The sequence below is a fragment of the Brevibacillus jepli genome (genome assembly GCF_047229145.1).
Lineage (GTDB): Bacteria > Bacillota > Bacilli > Brevibacillales > Brevibacillaceae > Brevibacillus.
Genome location: NZ_JBFEFW010000054.1, coordinates 1 through 15354, shown reverse-complemented (window position 1 = coordinate 15354; position 15354 = coordinate 1). Strand labels below are relative to the sequence as shown.

Sequence of the window (15354 nt, the reverse complement as noted above, 5' to 3'; positions counted from 1 at the left end):
AGCTGTCGCCGTGTCAACTCCACTTGTGTTAAGCGTCCGGTAACGACGACACATAAGAAATCCCCACTTCAACCGGTCGGTAAGTGGCGGGAGTATTCATTGACACCATTTCTTGCTACGCTCATCTGGTAGAGCGAACGGAAACAGGATAAACATGAAACAGAGCATCGATCTCTTTTCGCAGGTAGACGATTAGCTGAGCAGGCTCCTCTACTGTCGCTTCCCGTCCCGGTCCGAGTACAAACCGAGCTACCCAGTCTAATTCAGAGGGGGCGAGAGTGTCGGTGATCAGACCGGAGCCATCTGGCTGTAGGGTAATTTGATTGCCGAATTGATGGTGGCTTTCAGCTAGCTTGCAGCCTTTTCTTGTCAAGTGAATTCGCAGGGGAAGCAGCTCCAGCTCTTCATCCTGCTCGGTGTTCGGATCAAGGATGGCAGAGGGAGATTCCACAATCGTCATGGCTTGGATACGATCTACGCGCAGCTTGACTATGCATTGCCTGAGAAAGCAGAAGCATTTGCAGTACCAGTAGCCATCGAAGGCGTACAAATAGTCGGGCCAAATGATTCGCGTGCTTTTTCGGGTCAGGGAGTCGTACGCAATCTCCACAGCTTGCTGTGAAAGAGCAGCTTCCAAGAGTGGTCGCAAAAAGGGCGTCTCCACGCTTCGGCTCGGGTTCGTCACTCGTATTTTTTTGCGTAGTGCATCTACTCTTGCCAAAGCGTCTGTTGGAAGACTCGCGAGCAGCTTGGCGATTACAGACAGATTTTCATGTTCAAATGGCTTGTCCGTATAGGAAAGAAGAGCTCCATACGACAAGATCAAGGCAATTGCTTCCTCTGTCGTGAGGGCAAGAGGTGCTAGCTGATGGGAACGAATTAATCTGTACCCACCGCCAGGACCGGGAGAAGCTTGCAATGGGGCACCAGACTCGCTGAGCAAATGCAAATCACGAAGCATCGTTCGTTTGGACACGGCTAACGTATCGGCTAGTTCACCCACGGTAAAGGTTTTTCCTGTATGCAAAAGCGCAAGCAGCTCTAGTAAACGACCTGTTCGGTTCATAAGTATTCCTCGCTTTAGCCAAAACGAATGTAAAGGGTGAGTCAAAATGAAACAAGTTACTGCCTATCACCAGGGGACGAGATTGTGTGGTTTAGAAGGTGAACGAAATGGTGAGACGATTCTGTTCTTGCACCCTCAAGGGGGAACCTCGTCCATCTGGAAGGACATGTTACCTTATTTTTCTGAGGATTTCCACATCATTTGTATGGACTTGCGTGGGCATGGTCAGTCGGAGCATGCGGCTACTGGTTACGATATCGGTACGCAATGTGAGGACATACGGGCGTTTCTCGATCATGTCGGGGTACAAAAAGCCCACGTGATAGGCAACTCCCTTGGCGGAGATTTCGCTACCTTTTTCGCAGCGATTTACCCTGACCGTGTACGATCACTAATCAATCTGGATTCGGGCATGATTGATTTTGTGGGCCCAAATGGTGAGCGGGAAGGCACGAAGGAAGAAATATTGGAGCAGTATCGCAAGCGTATCGTACCATCTTTCGAACACAGAGAGGAATTTGCTCCTTACGCGAGACAGCATTGGCATCCGTGGGACCCGTATTATGAGAAATGGTTTTTGCATGTGACGATCTACCCACTGCCAGACGGGCTGATCACATACCAAATACCGACAGCGATCAACCTCCAAATCATGGAGACCGTCTGTGATTTGCACTATGAGGATGCCTATGCACAAATAAAATGTCCGGTTCTGTTTCTCCCTGCTGAGTCGGAGCCAAAGCTCGATGTGAAGCTCTCTCTCATCCAAAAGGTCACAAGCCATCCGCAAAGCAAGACGGTGGTCATTCCAAAATCCAAGCACTTGATGCCGATTGATCAGCCGATAGAGACAAGTATGGAGATAGTGGCTTTTCTAAAAGGCTTGGCTCCTGACAGGCCTTCTCGGTAAGCTGGGCTTCATCGTCGCGAGGAGGACACCGACAAGCGTCACGACACCACCTGCAATTGTCATCAGCGTAGGCACTTCGCCCAGCCACACCCAGGCGATCAGAAAAGCGAGCACGGGCGTCATATACAGGGAGGTAGTAGCCTCCGAGGTACCGACGACAGAAGTTACATAGGCGAGGGCCAAATAAGCCACGACGCTAGGAAAAATCCCCAAATACACGACACTGAGCGTGACATCCCACGGTGCCAGCGATATCGCTGTACCAAGTCCGGGCAAAAAGAAGAGCATGAAGAGTGTACCTGCCCATAGGGTGTAGGCAGTAAATGCGAAAACGCCGTATTTTTCTACCAATGGCTTCTGAAATGCAAAGTAAATGCTTTCGCTAATGGCGGCTAATAAAATCAACAATATTCCATCAGTGATGTGAATGCTCTCTCCTGTACCAACCGAGCAGATGGCGACTCCGACAAAACCGATCAGGGCACCTATCCAGCCTCTCGTACCGAAGCGCTCCCGAAAAAACAGGAAGGCGAGCAGAGCGGAAAAAATAGGTGTCGTCGTAACAAACAGGCTGGCTACACCTGCGCTGACAGTCATCTCGCCATAGTTGAGCGCCGTATGGTAAATGGTAAAGCCCAAGCCACCAAGTACTAGTATACCTGGGATATCCTTATACTCTGGCAAGCGAATGCGGAAAAAGAGTGCGAGTATCCCGAGAAAAAGCGAGCCGATGAGAAAGCGAAGCAACGAAAGATGCTCCGGCGAGTAGGCTTGCAATCCAACGCGAATACCGGCAAATGCAGAGGCCCAGAGAACAATGCTGATTCCGTGTGCAGCGAAAATACGACTCCTGGTATGATGAGACATGATGGCTTCCCTCCTTCTTCTTTCTTTATCCATGGTAATCAAGAAGTGGTAAAATATCTGCAACCACTCGGCTAACAAAAAAACCAACCACTTTTACCTGTAAAGATAAGACGAAGGGGATCGATCCGGTTGCAAAGAGAGAAACGCTTGCCGAAATATCGGAAAATTATTGATTTTATCAAAGGAAAAATCTCATCAGGAGAATGGCCGATTGGCAGCAAAATCCCCAGTCAGCGCGTTTTGGCGAATACCTTCGGAGTCAATCGGAGTACGGTTATTGCGGCACTGGAGGAATTAACAGCAGACGGCTTGCTTGAGGGGAAGCTGGGGATGGGCACAATTGTCGTCAATAACACGTGGACGCTTCTGGCTACCACACCGCCACCGGATTGGAGTGAGTATGTTAAATCAGGACTACACAAGCCGAGCATGACTGCCGTCCAGGAAATCAATAAGCGCGAGTTTCACTCAGACCTGATTCAGCTAAGCAAAGGGGAGCTCTCCCCTGACATATTTCCTGTAGAAGTGATGAAGCAAGTCATGGAGCGGGTCACGGAAAAACTAAGCGGATTTGGCTACGAAGAACCGAGAGGATACCTGCCCTTGCGCCAAGCGGTCAGTGAATATGTAGGGCGACAAGGAATTGCGGCTTCGCCGTCTTCTGTATTGATCGTGTCAGGTGCATTGCAGGCACTCCAATTGATTTCTGTCGGACTGTTGCATCGCGGGTCTACCGTGTTTTTGGAGCAGCCCTCTTATCTCAATTCCTTACACGTGTTCCAGTCGGCAGGGATGAAGCTGGCGGGATTGCCGATGGATCGTCAGGGGTTGGTAGCGCAGTCGATTTATGCGAGGAGAAAGGAGGAGCATGGGGCAATTCTATACACCAATCCTTGCTTTCATAATCCAACAGGCGTCCTGATGACAGAAAAGCGTCGTCTGGAGCTGCTCCAGGTATGTGAAGAAGAGCGTCTTCCGGTTATCGAGGATGACATCTACCGCGAGCTATGGACGAAAGAACCTCCACCCCTTCCACTCAAGGCTAGAGATAAGCACGGTCACGTGTTGTACATTGGGAGTTTGTCCAAGACATTGACGCCCGGCTTGCGTATTGGATGGGTGGTGGGACCTGAGCCAGTCATCGAGCGTCTGGCTGATATCAAAATGCAGACGGATTACGGAGCCAGCTCGCTATCGCAGCGCGTGGCGGAGGAGTGGCTGGCTAGTGGTTTGTACGAGAAGCATATGCAGCAGGTCAGAGAACAGCTCGTTATGAGACAAGCAGCCGCCATCCGTGCACTCACGAAGCATATGACCGAGCTGGCGACATGGGAAGTACCCGCGGGGGGATTTTTTATATGGCTGAAAATTAACGGGAAGCTTTCGATGATGGAGCTATTTGCACGAGCGATGCGGCATGGAATTTTGCTGAATCCAGGCAATATTTACGGGGAAGTGCAGGAAGGGTACGTGCGGCTGTCGTATGGATACGCACCGATTGCCGATTTGGAAATCGGTATTGAGCGACTGAGTGAAATCATCCGCAGCTTGCTGCGACAACAATAAAGCGCTTGAACGTACGAAGGCTTCGCCACAATCATTTGGCGAAGCCTTTGACATACTGCTGACTATGAACGGCGAACTCTGCGGTCAAAGGGGAGATCGACTGCCAGTTTCGCACGGCGAGCACCACTTCCCTTGTAATGGGAGGAGACAGTGGGATAGCGACGATTTTGGGGACGATAGGGGGCATATACAGCTCAGGCATGATGGTGACGCCGATATACTCCTGAACCATGGTCAAGATCGTATACACCTCACGCACTTCAAACGTAACCGTAGGGTTGATGTTATTTTCATGCAGCATTTTTCGGATGCAGCCATCCTTTGGCATGATGAAGCACCGCTCCGCAATCTCGGAAAAGCGCAGGGTCTCGCTGTCCTTTAATGGATGAGTATCTGGCAAAATCACCATCATCTCGTCTTGCATTAACGGCAGCGTCTGCATGTCCTTGTCAGGCATGACAGTAAAGGCGATGTCGACGACCGAGCTGTGCATCCAATTACTAATTTCATCACTATCCCCTTCTAGAAGCAGGATGTCCACGGCGGGAAACCGCTTGCGAAAGCTGCCCAATAGTCCGGGCAAAAAGCGGGAAGCGACACTCGGGATCGAGGCGATGCGAAGGGTGCCGGACGTAATCCCTCGGGCCAGATTTGCTTCCTCGGTCATGCAGGAAGTGATATTCAGAATGTCACGGGCATGCTGTAGCATTCGCTCTCCGATGCTTGTCGGAGTGATGCCGCTGCGACTCCGCTGAAAGAGACAGACGCCTAATTCTTTTTCCAGCGCTTGAATCATTTGTGAGACAGCGGATTGCGTAAAGCCGATGTCTTCTGCTGCCCGCGTGAAGCTGCCGGCCTTTGCTGCGGCGACAAACACCTGGAGCTGGGTAAGTGTCATGTCTGCTCGTTCCTTTTCATTAGTTTTAACTTATGAAAAACATTATAATTCATTGTTTTACTAATGGAAACGAGCTTCGTATAGTAATAGACAGAACAACCAAGAAAACACGAGGAGGAACATAGATGCATCCCGAATGGCAGCGAATCGCAAATGAATTTATCGAGGCAACCTCTTACCGGGTAGGGGAGCTGGAAAAAGGCTGGGCCTCTCGTTACGATTTTTCCAAAAGACCAGCGACGTATTTGCGCTATGAAGAGGTATTTGCACGCATTGAATTGGGCAAGCCTCAGTTTCCACCGTCCGTCGATCTGTGGGAGGTTCTCATCAATAGAAGATCCAAGCGGAATTTCTTGAAGCAACCGTTGACGCTAAACGAATTGAATCTCCTGCTCTGGGGTACACAAGGCATCACAGACGATATGGGAGACTATCAATTGCGCACGACGCCATCTGCTGGGGCCCTTTATCCGATTGAGACATACCTGATGATTAACCATGTAGAGGGACTGGAAAAAGGCTTGTATCACTTGGATGTAGAGAACTGGTGCTTGGAAGGGCTGAAGAGAGAAGACACGTCCGAGATCGCCTATTTGTTCACAGAAGAACAAGAGGTGGCGAGAAGGGCCGCGGTCAATTTTGTTTGGACGGCGATGGTGGACCGTACGAAAGATAAATACAAAGAGCGGGCATACCGTTATATTTGGTGGGATGCGGGGCATGTGTCACAGAATCTGCATCTGGTAGCAAACGGACTGGGGCTTGGCGTAACGACGATTGGTCACTGGATGGATCATGACATGAACGAATATTTAGGCATCGATGGCACTTCTCACTTGTCTGTCCTGATGGCCTCCGTAGGCAAGATCGCAGGTGGACATTGGCTGACAGACCGTCGACCGGAATAAGGAGAAAAAAGGATGGGCGTAAGAAGCCGCATCCTTTTTTTATGCCGTTTAGGATGATTTGCCGAGCACAATGTTGTGGGCAGAAAGTGTGTCACGCAGGACGGTCGCCATGAGCTGGTAGCCAAGTACATGAGGATGCAGTCCGTCGTCGGTTAATTCCTTGCGCAGCGTGATGCCATCTGCCTCCGTCATTTTCGCGTGATAATCGACATACACGCAGCCGGCTTGTTCTGCAAAAGCTTGAAAGCGTTCATTGATAGCGACGACGAGCTCGTTTCGCTCGCGGTTGAGTGTGTAACGGTCCATGCGTGTAGGCAAAAGGGAACAAAGAATAGGCTGAATGCCCTGTTCGAGAGCTGCATGCAGCATGGCTTCCACATCAGTGGTTACTTGCTGGCGAATCTCTTGAGGTGTCAGTCTGTCTGAGGGCAAGAATGTATCCAATGCCCACGTATTGTTGATCCCGATCAGGATGATCGCATAGCGAGGTTTTAATTGCAGAACATCTGCCGCAAAGCGTCTGCGGGCTTGTTCGGTTGTGTCACCGCCGATACCGCGATTGACGACGGTCTGACCCGAGCGGCCAAAAAAGGTAGCGAGATCCCACCAATGTGTGATCGAATCTCCGAAAAAAACAAAATCGACAGGCTGCTGATGATAGAGCAGCGCTTCATTATGGAAATCAAACTCGTTGCGTCTCCTGTCCGCTGGTGCATCGATGCCGAAAAATCCGGGCTTGATAAGAGCTGGGCGCTGTTCGTCCAAGCTACATCCCTCCTCGCCAAAAATTTTACCATATCGCAAATTTTCGTGGTGTAAACGAGTTCAAACACACTTCCTGACTTGATTTTATCGAATCCTAACGATAAGATGTATGAGTGATAACCATTATCAAATGGGAAGAATAACTAGTCAAGAAGGTGACCGAAGTGTCCATCGCTAAAGTAATTCGAGAGCGCCGCTCTATAAAAAAAGATTATAAACCAGATACAGTGTCCGAAGAGCTCGTTCTAGAGCTGTTGAATGACGCAGTTTACGCTCCAAATCATGGGGTGCGTGAGCCATGGAGATTTTTGTTCGTTTCTTCTGAGAAAAAAGAAGCGTTTGTAGAGAAGCTGATCACCGTCTATCCTACGGAAGCTCATCAGGCGCGCAGAGACATGTACAATCAACCAGCAGCGTATTTGGTCGTGATTATGAAAGAAGATCCGCGCCAAAAGCAATGGGAAGAGGATTTCAGTGCGACCGCTGCTCTCATTCAAAACTTCCAGCTGCTTGCGTGGGAGCGTGGCTTGGGTGTCGTCTGGAAAACAAACGCGCACAACTGGGACCCGAAGGCGCATGCGATATTAGGTGTAGCACCAGGAGAGAAAATCGTTGGCTTCCTGCACCTCGGTTTTTTCGATCAGCAAAATGTACCAGCAGCACGCACTCGGACACCTGCTGAAGAAAAGTTCACTCGGTTCGAATAAATGGAAAAAACGAGACCATTCCGCGGTCTCGTTCTTTGTTTCTCTTGAAATACGGGATTAGGGTGTATGGGATGAGAGTTTTTTGGACGTTACAAAACCAAGAAGTGTGGGAAATGGCTCAAGATCGGGGATTTTTACAAGGGGATCGAAACTATGCGATGTTCCCTGAAGAATACGAATGGATGATTCATCAGATGAAGAAGAGATTGACCAAGTATAGGGGAGAATCCCCGATATGGTTGTGGGTGGATAAACCTGATTTGAGGCGTACAGGCTATTTTGAGAGTGGAGTCAAGTTCGTCCGAATCAAGGTTGAATTGGATGAACAAGAGGTTTTACTATCTGATTATGATGAATGGCATATGATATTAAATAATGACTTCCTTGCTAACAGTGAGCAGGAGTATGAAGATTATCATCAGGGGAAGGATACGATTTCAAAAGAGGAGAGCTGGGAACGTATCTTTGAGTGGGATAGGATACGAGATACCGAATGGGCCGGATATGAGAATAGAGAATTGCAAGGGACCACAGGGAAAATAGACATAGCGAATGTCAAGCATGTTGAGTATTTTCGTGCGAGGTAAATGTAAAACGAGACCCATCCGAGGTCTCGTTTTTTTGCGATTACTGCGCGGCTGCTTCTTGTGCTACAACTTTTACCATGCTGGAAAGGATACCCAGATGGATGGATTCGTGCATGAGCGCAAAGTTAAAGACTTCTCCTACCGTCGTAAACTGGAATGGACCCATCGTGATCGGTGCTGGCAAAGCTGCTTCTAGCTCGCTAGGGGTTACGGAGGACAACAGATCAAGCTGCACAGACAAGTAGTGGATCAGCTCATCTTTAGATGGAGGTGTTGTCGTCCAGTCAGAAGGCTTCGTTCCCGGCTGAAAAAGAGTTGCGTAAGAAGCGGGCAGGTCAGATTGGTAAGGTAAGCCGATGGACAGGAAATGCTGAAAGCAAAAGACGATGTGCCCAATATTCCAGCGCAGTGTATTTGAAAAAGCGGGGGATTGAATATCCAATAGCTCCTCAGGAATCAATGGAATCTGTTGCAGGCCAATTTGTCGAACGGATGTGGCTGTAGCGATCATGCTTTGAGACATAAGGCAAAACCTCCCTATCATTTTCCTAAGATTGACAGCGCTCTTACCGTCAACTAAAGTGTACGTCGTAGGGGAAATCGCAACAATCATCCTTTTCCGATTATAATGATTAGTAAAAATGATAATGGGCGTAAGAGGTGAAGCGATGGAGCTCAGGCAATTGGAGTATTTTATGGCCATATGTGAAGAAATGCATTTTTCCCGGGCATCAGAAAAGCTATGTACCTCTCAGTCCAATCTCAGCCAGCAAATCAAGTTTTTAGAGAGTGAGCTTGGTGTCCCGCTATTTGACCGCTTGGGCAAACGAATCACGCTGACGGAAGCAGGGAAGGTATTGCTGGAGCAGAGTCGGCATGTTTTTTCCCATATTGACTACGCACGTGAAGCAATTGCAGCCATGAAAAACAACGACGGGGGCACGCTCTCGATCGGTGTCCTGCCTGGTGATGCAGACTTGTTGTTTAATGCTCTTCTTGTAGAATTCCACAGCTTGTATCCCAAGACATCCTTATCCGTCATCGAGTCTACAAAAATCGTCGAGCAAATCATATCCGGCGCGATTGATTTGGGTGTGACTACATTACCTGAGCCGGATGAGAGAATCACTGTCATTCCGCTGTTTCACGAAGAGTTCGCACTGGCAGTTCATACCGCACATCCACTTGCCAAGGAGAAGGCGATCGCGTTCGAGCAGCTTCAAGATTTGAAAATGGTCATGTTTCCGCCGGATCATCAAGCGAGACAGCTCATGAATCGTTACTGCGTACAGGAAGGCTTCCGTTTGCAGCCTCATATCGAAACGACCACACTCCTGTCACTATTGACTCTTGTGAAAAAGGGGATTGGGGGCTGTATCCTGCCAAGCTTGCTGTTACAAAATGTAAATGACGAAGGGATTGCGATCATCAAGCTCTTGAACCCGACACCCAGTCAAGATATTTGTCTGGTGTATCGCTCGGACAAATATATGGGGTTCGCAGCTCGTACCTTCATCGACACACTTCAGGCGTATATTCAATCGGCCATCGATAACGCCAATGCCATCAATTGATAGGAGGGGATTTCGCATGCATCCAAAAAAAGTCCCCCGTTAATCCCGAGGTCCTCCATTCATGTCTTTGTCTCTGCTCACCCAAAAGATACCAAGGGAGATGTATGTGAATGAACATGAATGGACCTGTAAAAATTTCTCGTAGGGATAGATTTCAAACCTGCCAAGAAATTGCTGAGAGATTGCATGAAGTGTACAAAGAAAAAGTCCTGGCCATCGGCGTGTATGGATCGATATCTCGCGGTACAGACGGTCCTTTTTCTGATATCGAGATGTTCTGCGTCGTAGAATCGAACGAGGAATTAGAATTTAGCTACGAATGGTCAGCGGGACCTTGGAAGGCTGAAGTAAATGTGTGCAGTGCAGATGTTTTGCTGAACATTGCCGCTACTGTCGAGGATGATTGGCCACTTACACATGGCCCATTCTTTGCTCCTCTGAGTCTATATGATCCGAAGGGCTATTTTGAAACGCTCAAAAAAGCGGCAGAATCACCATCGCAGGAAGATTTCACAGAAGCAATCAACGGTATTCTCGTAGGAGAAATGTACGAGTTTATTGGCAAGTTGCGAAATGCAAATCTAAACGGCCCGCATACCTACCTGCCCTACTTGGCCATGCAGTTTGCCCAATACGGTGCCATGCTGATCGGGCTGCACAACCGAAAGCTTTACTCGACAGGGGCCAAGGTTTTGCCCGAAGCGCTGGAATTGCCGAATCGCCCGGCTGGATTCGATGCTGTTGCCAGATTGGTGATGTCTGGTGAGTTGGCTGAATCAGCAAAAATCGTTGACGCTTGCGAAACATTCTGGGATGGTCTCGAAGCGTGGGCAGCCGAGCATCAGTACGTGATTCATTCAAAGAGAATACCTTTTTAATCAACAAAAATAAAACGAGACCTCTCGTGAAAAGGGTCTCGACATACGAAGAAAGCCCTGCTTCATAGCGGGCTTTTTTTGTTACTCGACTTTGCCACTTAAATGCTCGTGGATCAGCTTCCATTCATCTGCATCTGTTTTCGTAAAAATATTCGTGGCTCTGCCACTGCCAGTGACGAATGCTCCGTTGTAGTAGCCTTCATAACGGTACGTATACACGCAGCTAGCAGACCTTTGATCGACGGTAATCCATTGGACATCGGTAGCCGCATAGACTTCCTCTTTGATCAGATGCCATGCATGTTCAAAGTAATCGCGGATCTCATTCATGGATGTACAAGTTTTATCGGAAAACCAGTAAACTGCATTCGGATGAAGCACTTTTTCTACATTGGCAAAGTCATGTGTATTGGTAGCGTCAATATATTGCGCTAACGCTTGTTTATATCCTTCCACGTAATGATCCCTCTCTCTGATTGAAAATTGGTGCATTTATCCATATTGTAAATCGAATCGGCAACGAAAAAAAGCCCGCCCGATTTAGAAGGGGGCTATTCGGGCGGAAATGGAGGACGTAATGTCCATCGTAGGGTCTGACACATTCATGATAGTTGTCTGATGTTAAGGAAGAATAGAGAGAACATGAAGCATTTGTTAATTTTAGGCTTTGTATAATTGCGGAGGGCAAGCACCCGTTTTTGTCTTTTTATCCGACTGAATAGACAGGCATCCATACAGGAGAGCTGTGATTGTCATAAGCTGAATGCAGTACCGATCCTTGCCAGCAGATCGGTGCTTCCATCTGATTACCTTGAGAGGAGTGGAAGTGCATGGGCTGCAATCGCGGTGGTGGCTTTTTTGGGGGAGGTTTTATTTGGATTCTCATCATCATTTTTCTAGTAATTTGCTTCATTGACGATTAAGGCTTTATTAGCAAAGAAAAGACTCTGCCCTCATAACAAGAGACAGAGTCTTTTTTCTGGCAACTACTTCAAATGCTGCAAAAACTGACGAGTGCGGTCCTCACGCGGCTGTGCGAACAGATTGGAGGGGGTGTCTCGTTCGACGATGACGCCTTGGTCCATGAAAATGACCTCGTCGGCAACTTCGCGGGCGAACCCCATCTCGTGCGTAACGACGATCATCGTCATTCCTTCCTGAGCCAGCTCCTTCATCACCTTCAACACTTCGCCGACGAGCTCCGGATCGAGAGCGGAGGTAGGCTCATCAAAGAGCATGACTTGCGGGTCCATAGCTAGTGCGCGGGCAATTCCTACACGTTGCTGTTGGCCGCCGGATAGCTGGGCAGGATAATGATCCAGCTTGTCGCCAAGGCCTACCTTTGTCAGTAGGGAAGCTGCTTTCGCACGTGCTTTTTCTTTGTCTTCTTTTTTGACAGTGACAGGTCCCTCCATGACATTCTCGAGGGCTGTCATGTGCGGGAACAGATTGTAGCTTTGAAACACCATCCCGGTCTGTTTCCGCAGCTTCGGTATACTCGCTTTCTCTACCTTTTTGGAAAAGTCCAGCTTGACGTCACCGATCTGGACGCTACCACTTGTCGGAACCTCAAGCGCATTCAGGCAACGGAGCAAGGTTGTTTTCCCGGAGCCAGAAGGACCGATGATCACGACTACCTTTCCTTTTTCCACTGAAAGAGAGATTCCTTTGAGTACGTGTAGGGTATTGAACTGTTTATGCACATCTGTGATCGTAATCATGCGGTTTCACCTGCTTTTTAGACATAACGGTCCAGCTTGTTTTCGATGCGATCCTGGATAATAGAGAGCACGAAGCAAATCACCCAGTAAATAAGTGCCGCTTCCACATAGACAAGCAGCGGCTCATAGGTAGCGGCGACGACCTCCTGGGCCTTGCGAAACATCTCTGGTACCAGGACAACCGAGGCCAGAGATGTATCCTTGACCAAACTAATAAACGAGTTGGACAACGGAGGGATCGAGACGCGAGCCGCTTGTGGGAGAACGACTCTGCGAAGTGCTTGCCAGTAAGTCATCCCAAGAGAGTAGGCTGCTTCCCACTGTCCTTTATGAATGGACAAGATAGCGGCACGTACGACTTCAGAGGAGTAGGCACCGACACTGAGTGAGAAGCCGATGATTGCCGATGGGATCGGATCAATCATCAAGCCAATGCTCGGTAAGCCATAAAAAATAATGAACAATTGGACCAATAAAGGCGTACCGCGAATGATCGATACATAGACGCGCGCGATGGCAATCAACGGCTTGATGCCTGACAGTCGTGCCAGCGCAGTGAGAACAGCGATGATGAGACCAATGAAAAAGGCAGCGATGGCGATTGTTATAGAATAGAGCAAGGCTCCTTTCAACAGTGGAAGAAAGGAGCTTTGCGCGATCTCGATCCATCGGTTCAGGCGTTCTGGGTTTTCAAAGAAGCTATTTAGAGACATCTGCACCAAACCATTTCTCTGATATTTTTGCGAGGGTACCGTCTTTCGCCATGTCATCCAGGGCTTTGTTGAAAGCATCAACCAGCTCTGTGCTGCCCTTGCGGAAGAGGAAACCGTTTTTCGCTACATCCGGATCTTTTGCGATAATCTTGATCGGAACATCAGGCTTTTGCTTCATGAAGTCCAACAGGGAAATACCATCATTGATCGTAATGTCTACACGCTTGGAAACAAGTAGGTCAATCGCTTGGTTAAAGCCTTCCACACCGACGATTTCCGCTCCGTTTTTCTTCGCGATATCTGTGAGGTTACTCGTCAGCGTCTGCGCTGCTTTCAGACCTTTGATATCCTCGAAGCCTTTAACGGTCGTATTGTCTTTATGGGTGACAAGTACCGCTGTCGATACAGTATATGCGTTGGAGAAATCGTATTTTTCCTGACGATCAGGACGAATGCCTACCTGATTCGCTACGACATCAAAGCGTTTGGAATCGAGTCCAGCAAACATCGCATCCCATTGTGTTTCCTGAAAAACAGGCTCTACGCCGATGCGCTTCGCTACTTCTGTTACGACCTCGACATCATAGCCAGTGAGCTTGCCAGACTGATCGTGGAAAGTGAACGGCGCGTAGGTGCCCTCCGTTCCGATCAGGATTTTTCCGTCAGCTTTTACTTTTTCCAGCAAGTTTTGTTCTTTTTTCTCTTCTGCTGGGGCAGGAGTGGCACTGTTTTGCGGCGGCTGTGCCGTTGAAGACCCGCAACCTGCTAAGGCGACTAACAGAGTGGAAGCGAGAACGGAGAATAATAGTTTTTTCATAAATGAACCCCCACTAACCCGATGTGAATTTGAATAGGAACATACTAAAAGGGACAGACAATTTTGTCAATGGATATTTACTTCGTGATATCTTCGCCAAACCATTTGACAGAGATTTTGCCCAATGTGCCGTCCTGTTGCATTTCGTCGAGCACCTTGTTAATGGCGTCAATCAGCTCCGTGCTTCCTTTACGGAACATAAAAGCAGTTGGTTGGCCCTCTGTATTTTTGGTCACAATTTTGATTGGCGTATCCGGCTTTTGCTTCAGGAAGTCAAGCACGGATAAGTTGTCATTTAGCACGACGTCCACACGTTTTTGTGCGATCAGGTCAATCGCCTGATTGAAGTTGTCTACACCGACAATTTCTGCTTCATTGGCACGTGCGAGGTCTGCGTAGTTGCTGGTCATGGATTGTCCGGCCTTCAATCCTTTAATATCTTTGAAGTCTTTGACGGTTTCATTGTCCTTGTGAGTGACCAAAACCGCGCGGGAAATGGTATAGGGCTTGGAGAAGTCGTACTTTTCCTGACGATCCGGACGGATTCCTACCTGGTTGGCAATAACATCAAAGCGCTTGGAGTCAAGTCCAGCGAACATGGCATCCCATTGGGTTTCCTGGAAGACGGGCTCCACACCGAGTCGCTTGGCTACTTCCGTTACAACCTCCACATCATATCCCGTTAATTTGCCCGATTGATCATGGTACGTAAACGGAGAGTATGTACCTTCCGTACCGATGACGAGTTTTTTCTCGGCTTTTACTTTCTCCAGTAAATTTTGCGAGACTGCCTGATCAGCAGGCGGTGTCGTATTATTCGGCTGAGAAGGAGAACCGGAAGTGCTGCAGCCGGCCATTCCCAGTAGCAGACAGGATAGTAAGGTAGATAAAATGACTTTTTTCATGTGACAATCCCCTTTATGTTAATCGGATTTCATGGATTCATAGTAGTGTTCGACAATGCCTTTGTCAATCTTTAAATTGTTAAATCCTATTTGATTACTTTGAATTGAGGGGGATGAGGTTATATGTAGCTGCGGTGGGGAGAAGAATATTTCCAGTCTAGGCTCCAGGCTCCGTCCTTCGGGGAAGTGTAGACTGTCCGCTCCGAAGAGATTAGCGGGGAAACGCAAAAGTGGTAGCCGCTTCGTCGTGCGGGCACGGTTGCGTTTCTTTTGCCCGCTAATCTCTTCTCCGCTCAGTAGGACTCCACAAGTCGCTACGTCTGGAAATATTCTTCTCTGGCGTGACAGGTGCAATTCTTCAATCTTTTAAGGCTTCTAAAACCTGTTTAAACATGGAAAGCTCGTAGAGGAAACAGGAGAAAACCAGCTAATAGTTTGTCAAGTTTTTTAAAATCTTCTCTGTACTTGTGAT

General features: G+C 48.4%; 17 protein-coding genes. 7 read left to right on the top strand and 10 right to left on the bottom strand.

Translation table 11 applies throughout. The features are described from left to right. Nucleotides 1-121: 121 nt before the first annotated feature. Nucleotides 122-1066 carry a helix-turn-helix transcriptional regulator gene (locus AB1L17_RS30455; RefSeq protein ID WP_412848673.1) on the bottom strand — a complete coding sequence of 315 codons (945 nt, stop codon included), beginning with the start codon at nucleotides 1064-1066 and terminating at the stop codon, nucleotides 122-124. A 46-nt stretch (nucleotides 1067-1112) separates the two neighbouring features. On the opposite strand from AB1L17_RS30455, the gene AB1L17_RS30450 reads away from it, so the two are divergent. After that, nucleotides 1113-1976: an alpha/beta fold hydrolase gene (locus AB1L17_RS30450; protein WP_412848674.1), complete on the top strand. Its 864-nt coding sequence runs from the start codon at nucleotides 1113-1115 to the stop codon at nucleotides 1974-1976. Here the strand turns inward: AB1L17_RS30450 and AB1L17_RS30445 are convergent. Continuing rightward, nucleotides 1941-2843 carry a DMT family transporter gene (locus tag AB1L17_RS30445; RefSeq protein WP_412848675.1) on the bottom strand — a complete coding sequence of 301 codons (903 nt, stop codon included), beginning with the start codon at nucleotides 2841-2843 and terminating at the stop codon, nucleotides 1941-1943. The genes AB1L17_RS30450 and AB1L17_RS30445 overlap by 36 nt on opposite strands. Before the next feature lie 129 nt (nucleotides 2844-2972). Between AB1L17_RS30445 and AB1L17_RS30440 the strand changes: the two genes are divergently transcribed. Then, nucleotides 2973-4409, top strand: a complete 1437-nt coding sequence (locus AB1L17_RS30440) for an aminotransferase-like domain-containing protein (RefSeq protein ID WP_412848676.1) — start codon at nucleotides 2973-2975, stop codon at nucleotides 4407-4409. 31 nt (nucleotides 4410-4440) lie between these two features. Here the strand turns inward: AB1L17_RS30440 and AB1L17_RS30435 are convergent, their stop codons facing one another. Then, nucleotides 4441-5307 carry a LysR family transcriptional regulator gene (locus AB1L17_RS30435; protein ID WP_412848677.1) on the bottom strand — a complete coding sequence of 289 codons (867 nt, stop codon included), beginning with the start codon at nucleotides 5305-5307 and terminating at the stop codon, nucleotides 4441-4443. A gap of 125 nt (nucleotides 5308-5432) precedes the next feature. Between AB1L17_RS30435 and AB1L17_RS30430 the strand changes: the two genes are divergently transcribed. After that, nucleotides 5433-6215, top strand: coding sequence for a SagB/ThcOx family dehydrogenase (locus AB1L17_RS30430; RefSeq protein WP_412848678.1), 783 nt, complete (start codon nucleotides 5433-5435; stop codon nucleotides 6213-6215). A gap of 48 nt (nucleotides 6216-6263) precedes the next feature. Here the strand turns inward: AB1L17_RS30430 and AB1L17_RS30425 are convergent, their stop codons facing one another. Further along, the gene (locus AB1L17_RS30425) at nucleotides 6264-6980 is read right to left on the bottom strand and encodes an SGNH/GDSL hydrolase family protein (protein ID WP_412848679.1); all 717 of its coding nucleotides are present in this window, start codon (nucleotides 6978-6980) and stop codon (nucleotides 6264-6266) included. Nucleotides 6981-7135: 155 nt separating this feature from the next. Here AB1L17_RS30425 and AB1L17_RS30420 point away from each other — a divergent pair, with 155 nt between their 5' ends. Both AB1L17_RS30420 and AB1L17_RS30415 read left to right on the top strand, forming a co-directional pair. Next, on the top strand, nucleotides 7136-7687 hold the full coding sequence (locus tag AB1L17_RS30420) for a nitroreductase family protein (protein ID WP_412848680.1): 552 nt from the start codon (nucleotides 7136-7138) through the stop codon (nucleotides 7685-7687). Between the two features lie 71 nt (nucleotides 7688-7758). Further along, the gene (locus AB1L17_RS30415; protein ID WP_412848681.1) at nucleotides 7759-8274 is read left to right on the top strand and encodes a DUF3841 domain-containing protein; all 516 of its coding nucleotides are present in this window, start codon (nucleotides 7759-7761) and stop codon (nucleotides 8272-8274) included. Between the two features lie 40 nt (nucleotides 8275-8314). Here AB1L17_RS30415 and AB1L17_RS30410 read toward each other — a convergent pair whose 3' ends face one another. Beyond that, nucleotides 8315-8797, bottom strand: a complete 483-nt coding sequence (locus tag AB1L17_RS30410; protein WP_412848682.1) for a DinB family protein — start codon at nucleotides 8795-8797, stop codon at nucleotides 8315-8317. Nucleotides 8798-8942: 145 nt separating this feature from the next. On the opposite strand from AB1L17_RS30410, the gene AB1L17_RS30405 reads away from it, so the two are divergent. After that, nucleotides 8943-9848, top strand: coding sequence for a LysR family transcriptional regulator (locus tag AB1L17_RS30405; protein ID WP_412848683.1), 906 nt, complete (start codon nucleotides 8943-8945; stop codon nucleotides 9846-9848). Nucleotides 9849-9958: 110 nt separating this feature from the next. Next, nucleotides 9959-10726, top strand: coding sequence for an ANT(4')-I family aminoglycoside nucleotidyltransferase (locus AB1L17_RS30400; protein WP_412848684.1), 768 nt, complete (start codon nucleotides 9959-9961; stop codon nucleotides 10724-10726). Between the two features lie 81 nt (nucleotides 10727-10807). Here AB1L17_RS30400 and AB1L17_RS30395 read toward each other — a convergent pair whose 3' ends face one another. The 5 genes from AB1L17_RS30395 to AB1L17_RS30375 form a co-directional block, all read right to left on the bottom strand. Further along, nucleotides 10808-11182 carry a YybH family protein gene (locus tag AB1L17_RS30395; protein WP_412848685.1) on the bottom strand — a complete coding sequence of 125 codons (375 nt, stop codon included), beginning with the start codon at nucleotides 11180-11182 and terminating at the stop codon, nucleotides 10808-10810. A gap of 530 nt (nucleotides 11183-11712) precedes the next feature. Beyond that, a complete protein-coding gene (locus tag AB1L17_RS30390) occupies nucleotides 11713-12447 on the bottom strand; it encodes an amino acid ABC transporter ATP-binding protein (protein WP_412848686.1) in 735 nt (244 codons plus the stop codon). A 17-nt stretch (nucleotides 12448-12464) separates the two neighbouring features. After that, entirely contained in the window at nucleotides 12465-13160 is a 696-nt protein-coding gene (locus AB1L17_RS30385) for an amino acid ABC transporter permease (protein WP_412848689.1), read from the bottom strand. Further along, entirely contained in the window at nucleotides 13147-13977 is an 831-nt protein-coding gene (locus AB1L17_RS30380) for an amino acid ABC transporter substrate-binding protein (protein ID WP_412848687.1), read from the bottom strand. Before AB1L17_RS30380 ends, AB1L17_RS30385 begins: the two co-directional genes overlap by 14 nt. Nucleotides 13978-14054: 77 nt before the next feature. After that, nucleotides 14055-14882, bottom strand: a complete 828-nt coding sequence (locus AB1L17_RS30375; protein WP_412848688.1) for an amino acid ABC transporter substrate-binding protein — start codon at nucleotides 14880-14882, stop codon at nucleotides 14055-14057. Nucleotides 14883-15354 lie beyond the last annotated feature (472 nt).

Bases quoted from the DNA above. Each gene is read 5' to 3' on its own strand.
- AB1L17_RS30380 (WP_412848687.1), bottom strand. From the start codon at position 13,977: ATGAAAAAACTATTATTCTCCGTTCTCGCTTCCACTCTGTTAGTCGCC.
- AB1L17_RS30385 (WP_412848689.1), bottom strand. From the start codon at position 13,160: ATGTCTCTAAATAGCTTCTTTGAAAACCCAGAACGCCTGAACCGATGG.
- AB1L17_RS30455 (WP_412848673.1), bottom strand. From the start codon at position 1,066: ATGAACCGAACAGGTCGTTTACTAGAGCTGCTTGCGCTTTTGCATACA.
- AB1L17_RS30445 (WP_412848675.1), bottom strand. From the start codon at position 2,843: ATGTCTCATCATACCAGGAGTCGTATTTTCGCTGCACACGGAATCAGC.
- AB1L17_RS30435 (WP_412848677.1), bottom strand. From the start codon at position 5,307: ATGACACTTACCCAGCTCCAGGTGTTTGTCGCCGCAGCAAAGGCCGGC.
- AB1L17_RS30410 (WP_412848682.1), bottom strand. From the start codon at position 8,797: ATGTCTCAAAGCATGATCGCTACAGCCACATCCGTTCGACAAATTGGC.
- AB1L17_RS30375 (WP_412848688.1), bottom strand. From the start codon at position 14,882: ATGAAAAAAGTCATTTTATCTACCTTACTATCCTGTCTGCTACTGGGA.
- AB1L17_RS30450 (WP_412848674.1), top strand. From the start codon at position 1,113: ATGAAACAAGTTACTGCCTATCACCAGGGGACGAGATTGTGTGGTTTA.
- AB1L17_RS30400 (WP_412848684.1), top strand. From the start codon at position 9,959: ATGAACATGAATGGACCTGTAAAAATTTCTCGTAGGGATAGATTTCAA.
- AB1L17_RS30430 (WP_412848678.1), top strand. From the start codon at position 5,433: ATGCATCCCGAATGGCAGCGAATCGCAAATGAATTTATCGAGGCAACC.
- AB1L17_RS30415 (WP_412848681.1), top strand. From the start codon at position 7,759: ATGAGAGTTTTTTGGACGTTACAAAACCAAGAAGTGTGGGAAATGGCT.
- AB1L17_RS30405 (WP_412848683.1), top strand. From the start codon at position 8,943: ATGGAGCTCAGGCAATTGGAGTATTTTATGGCCATATGTGAAGAAATG.
- AB1L17_RS30390 (WP_412848686.1), bottom strand. From the start codon at position 12,447: ATGATTACGATCACAGATGTGCATAAACAGTTCAATACCCTACACGTA.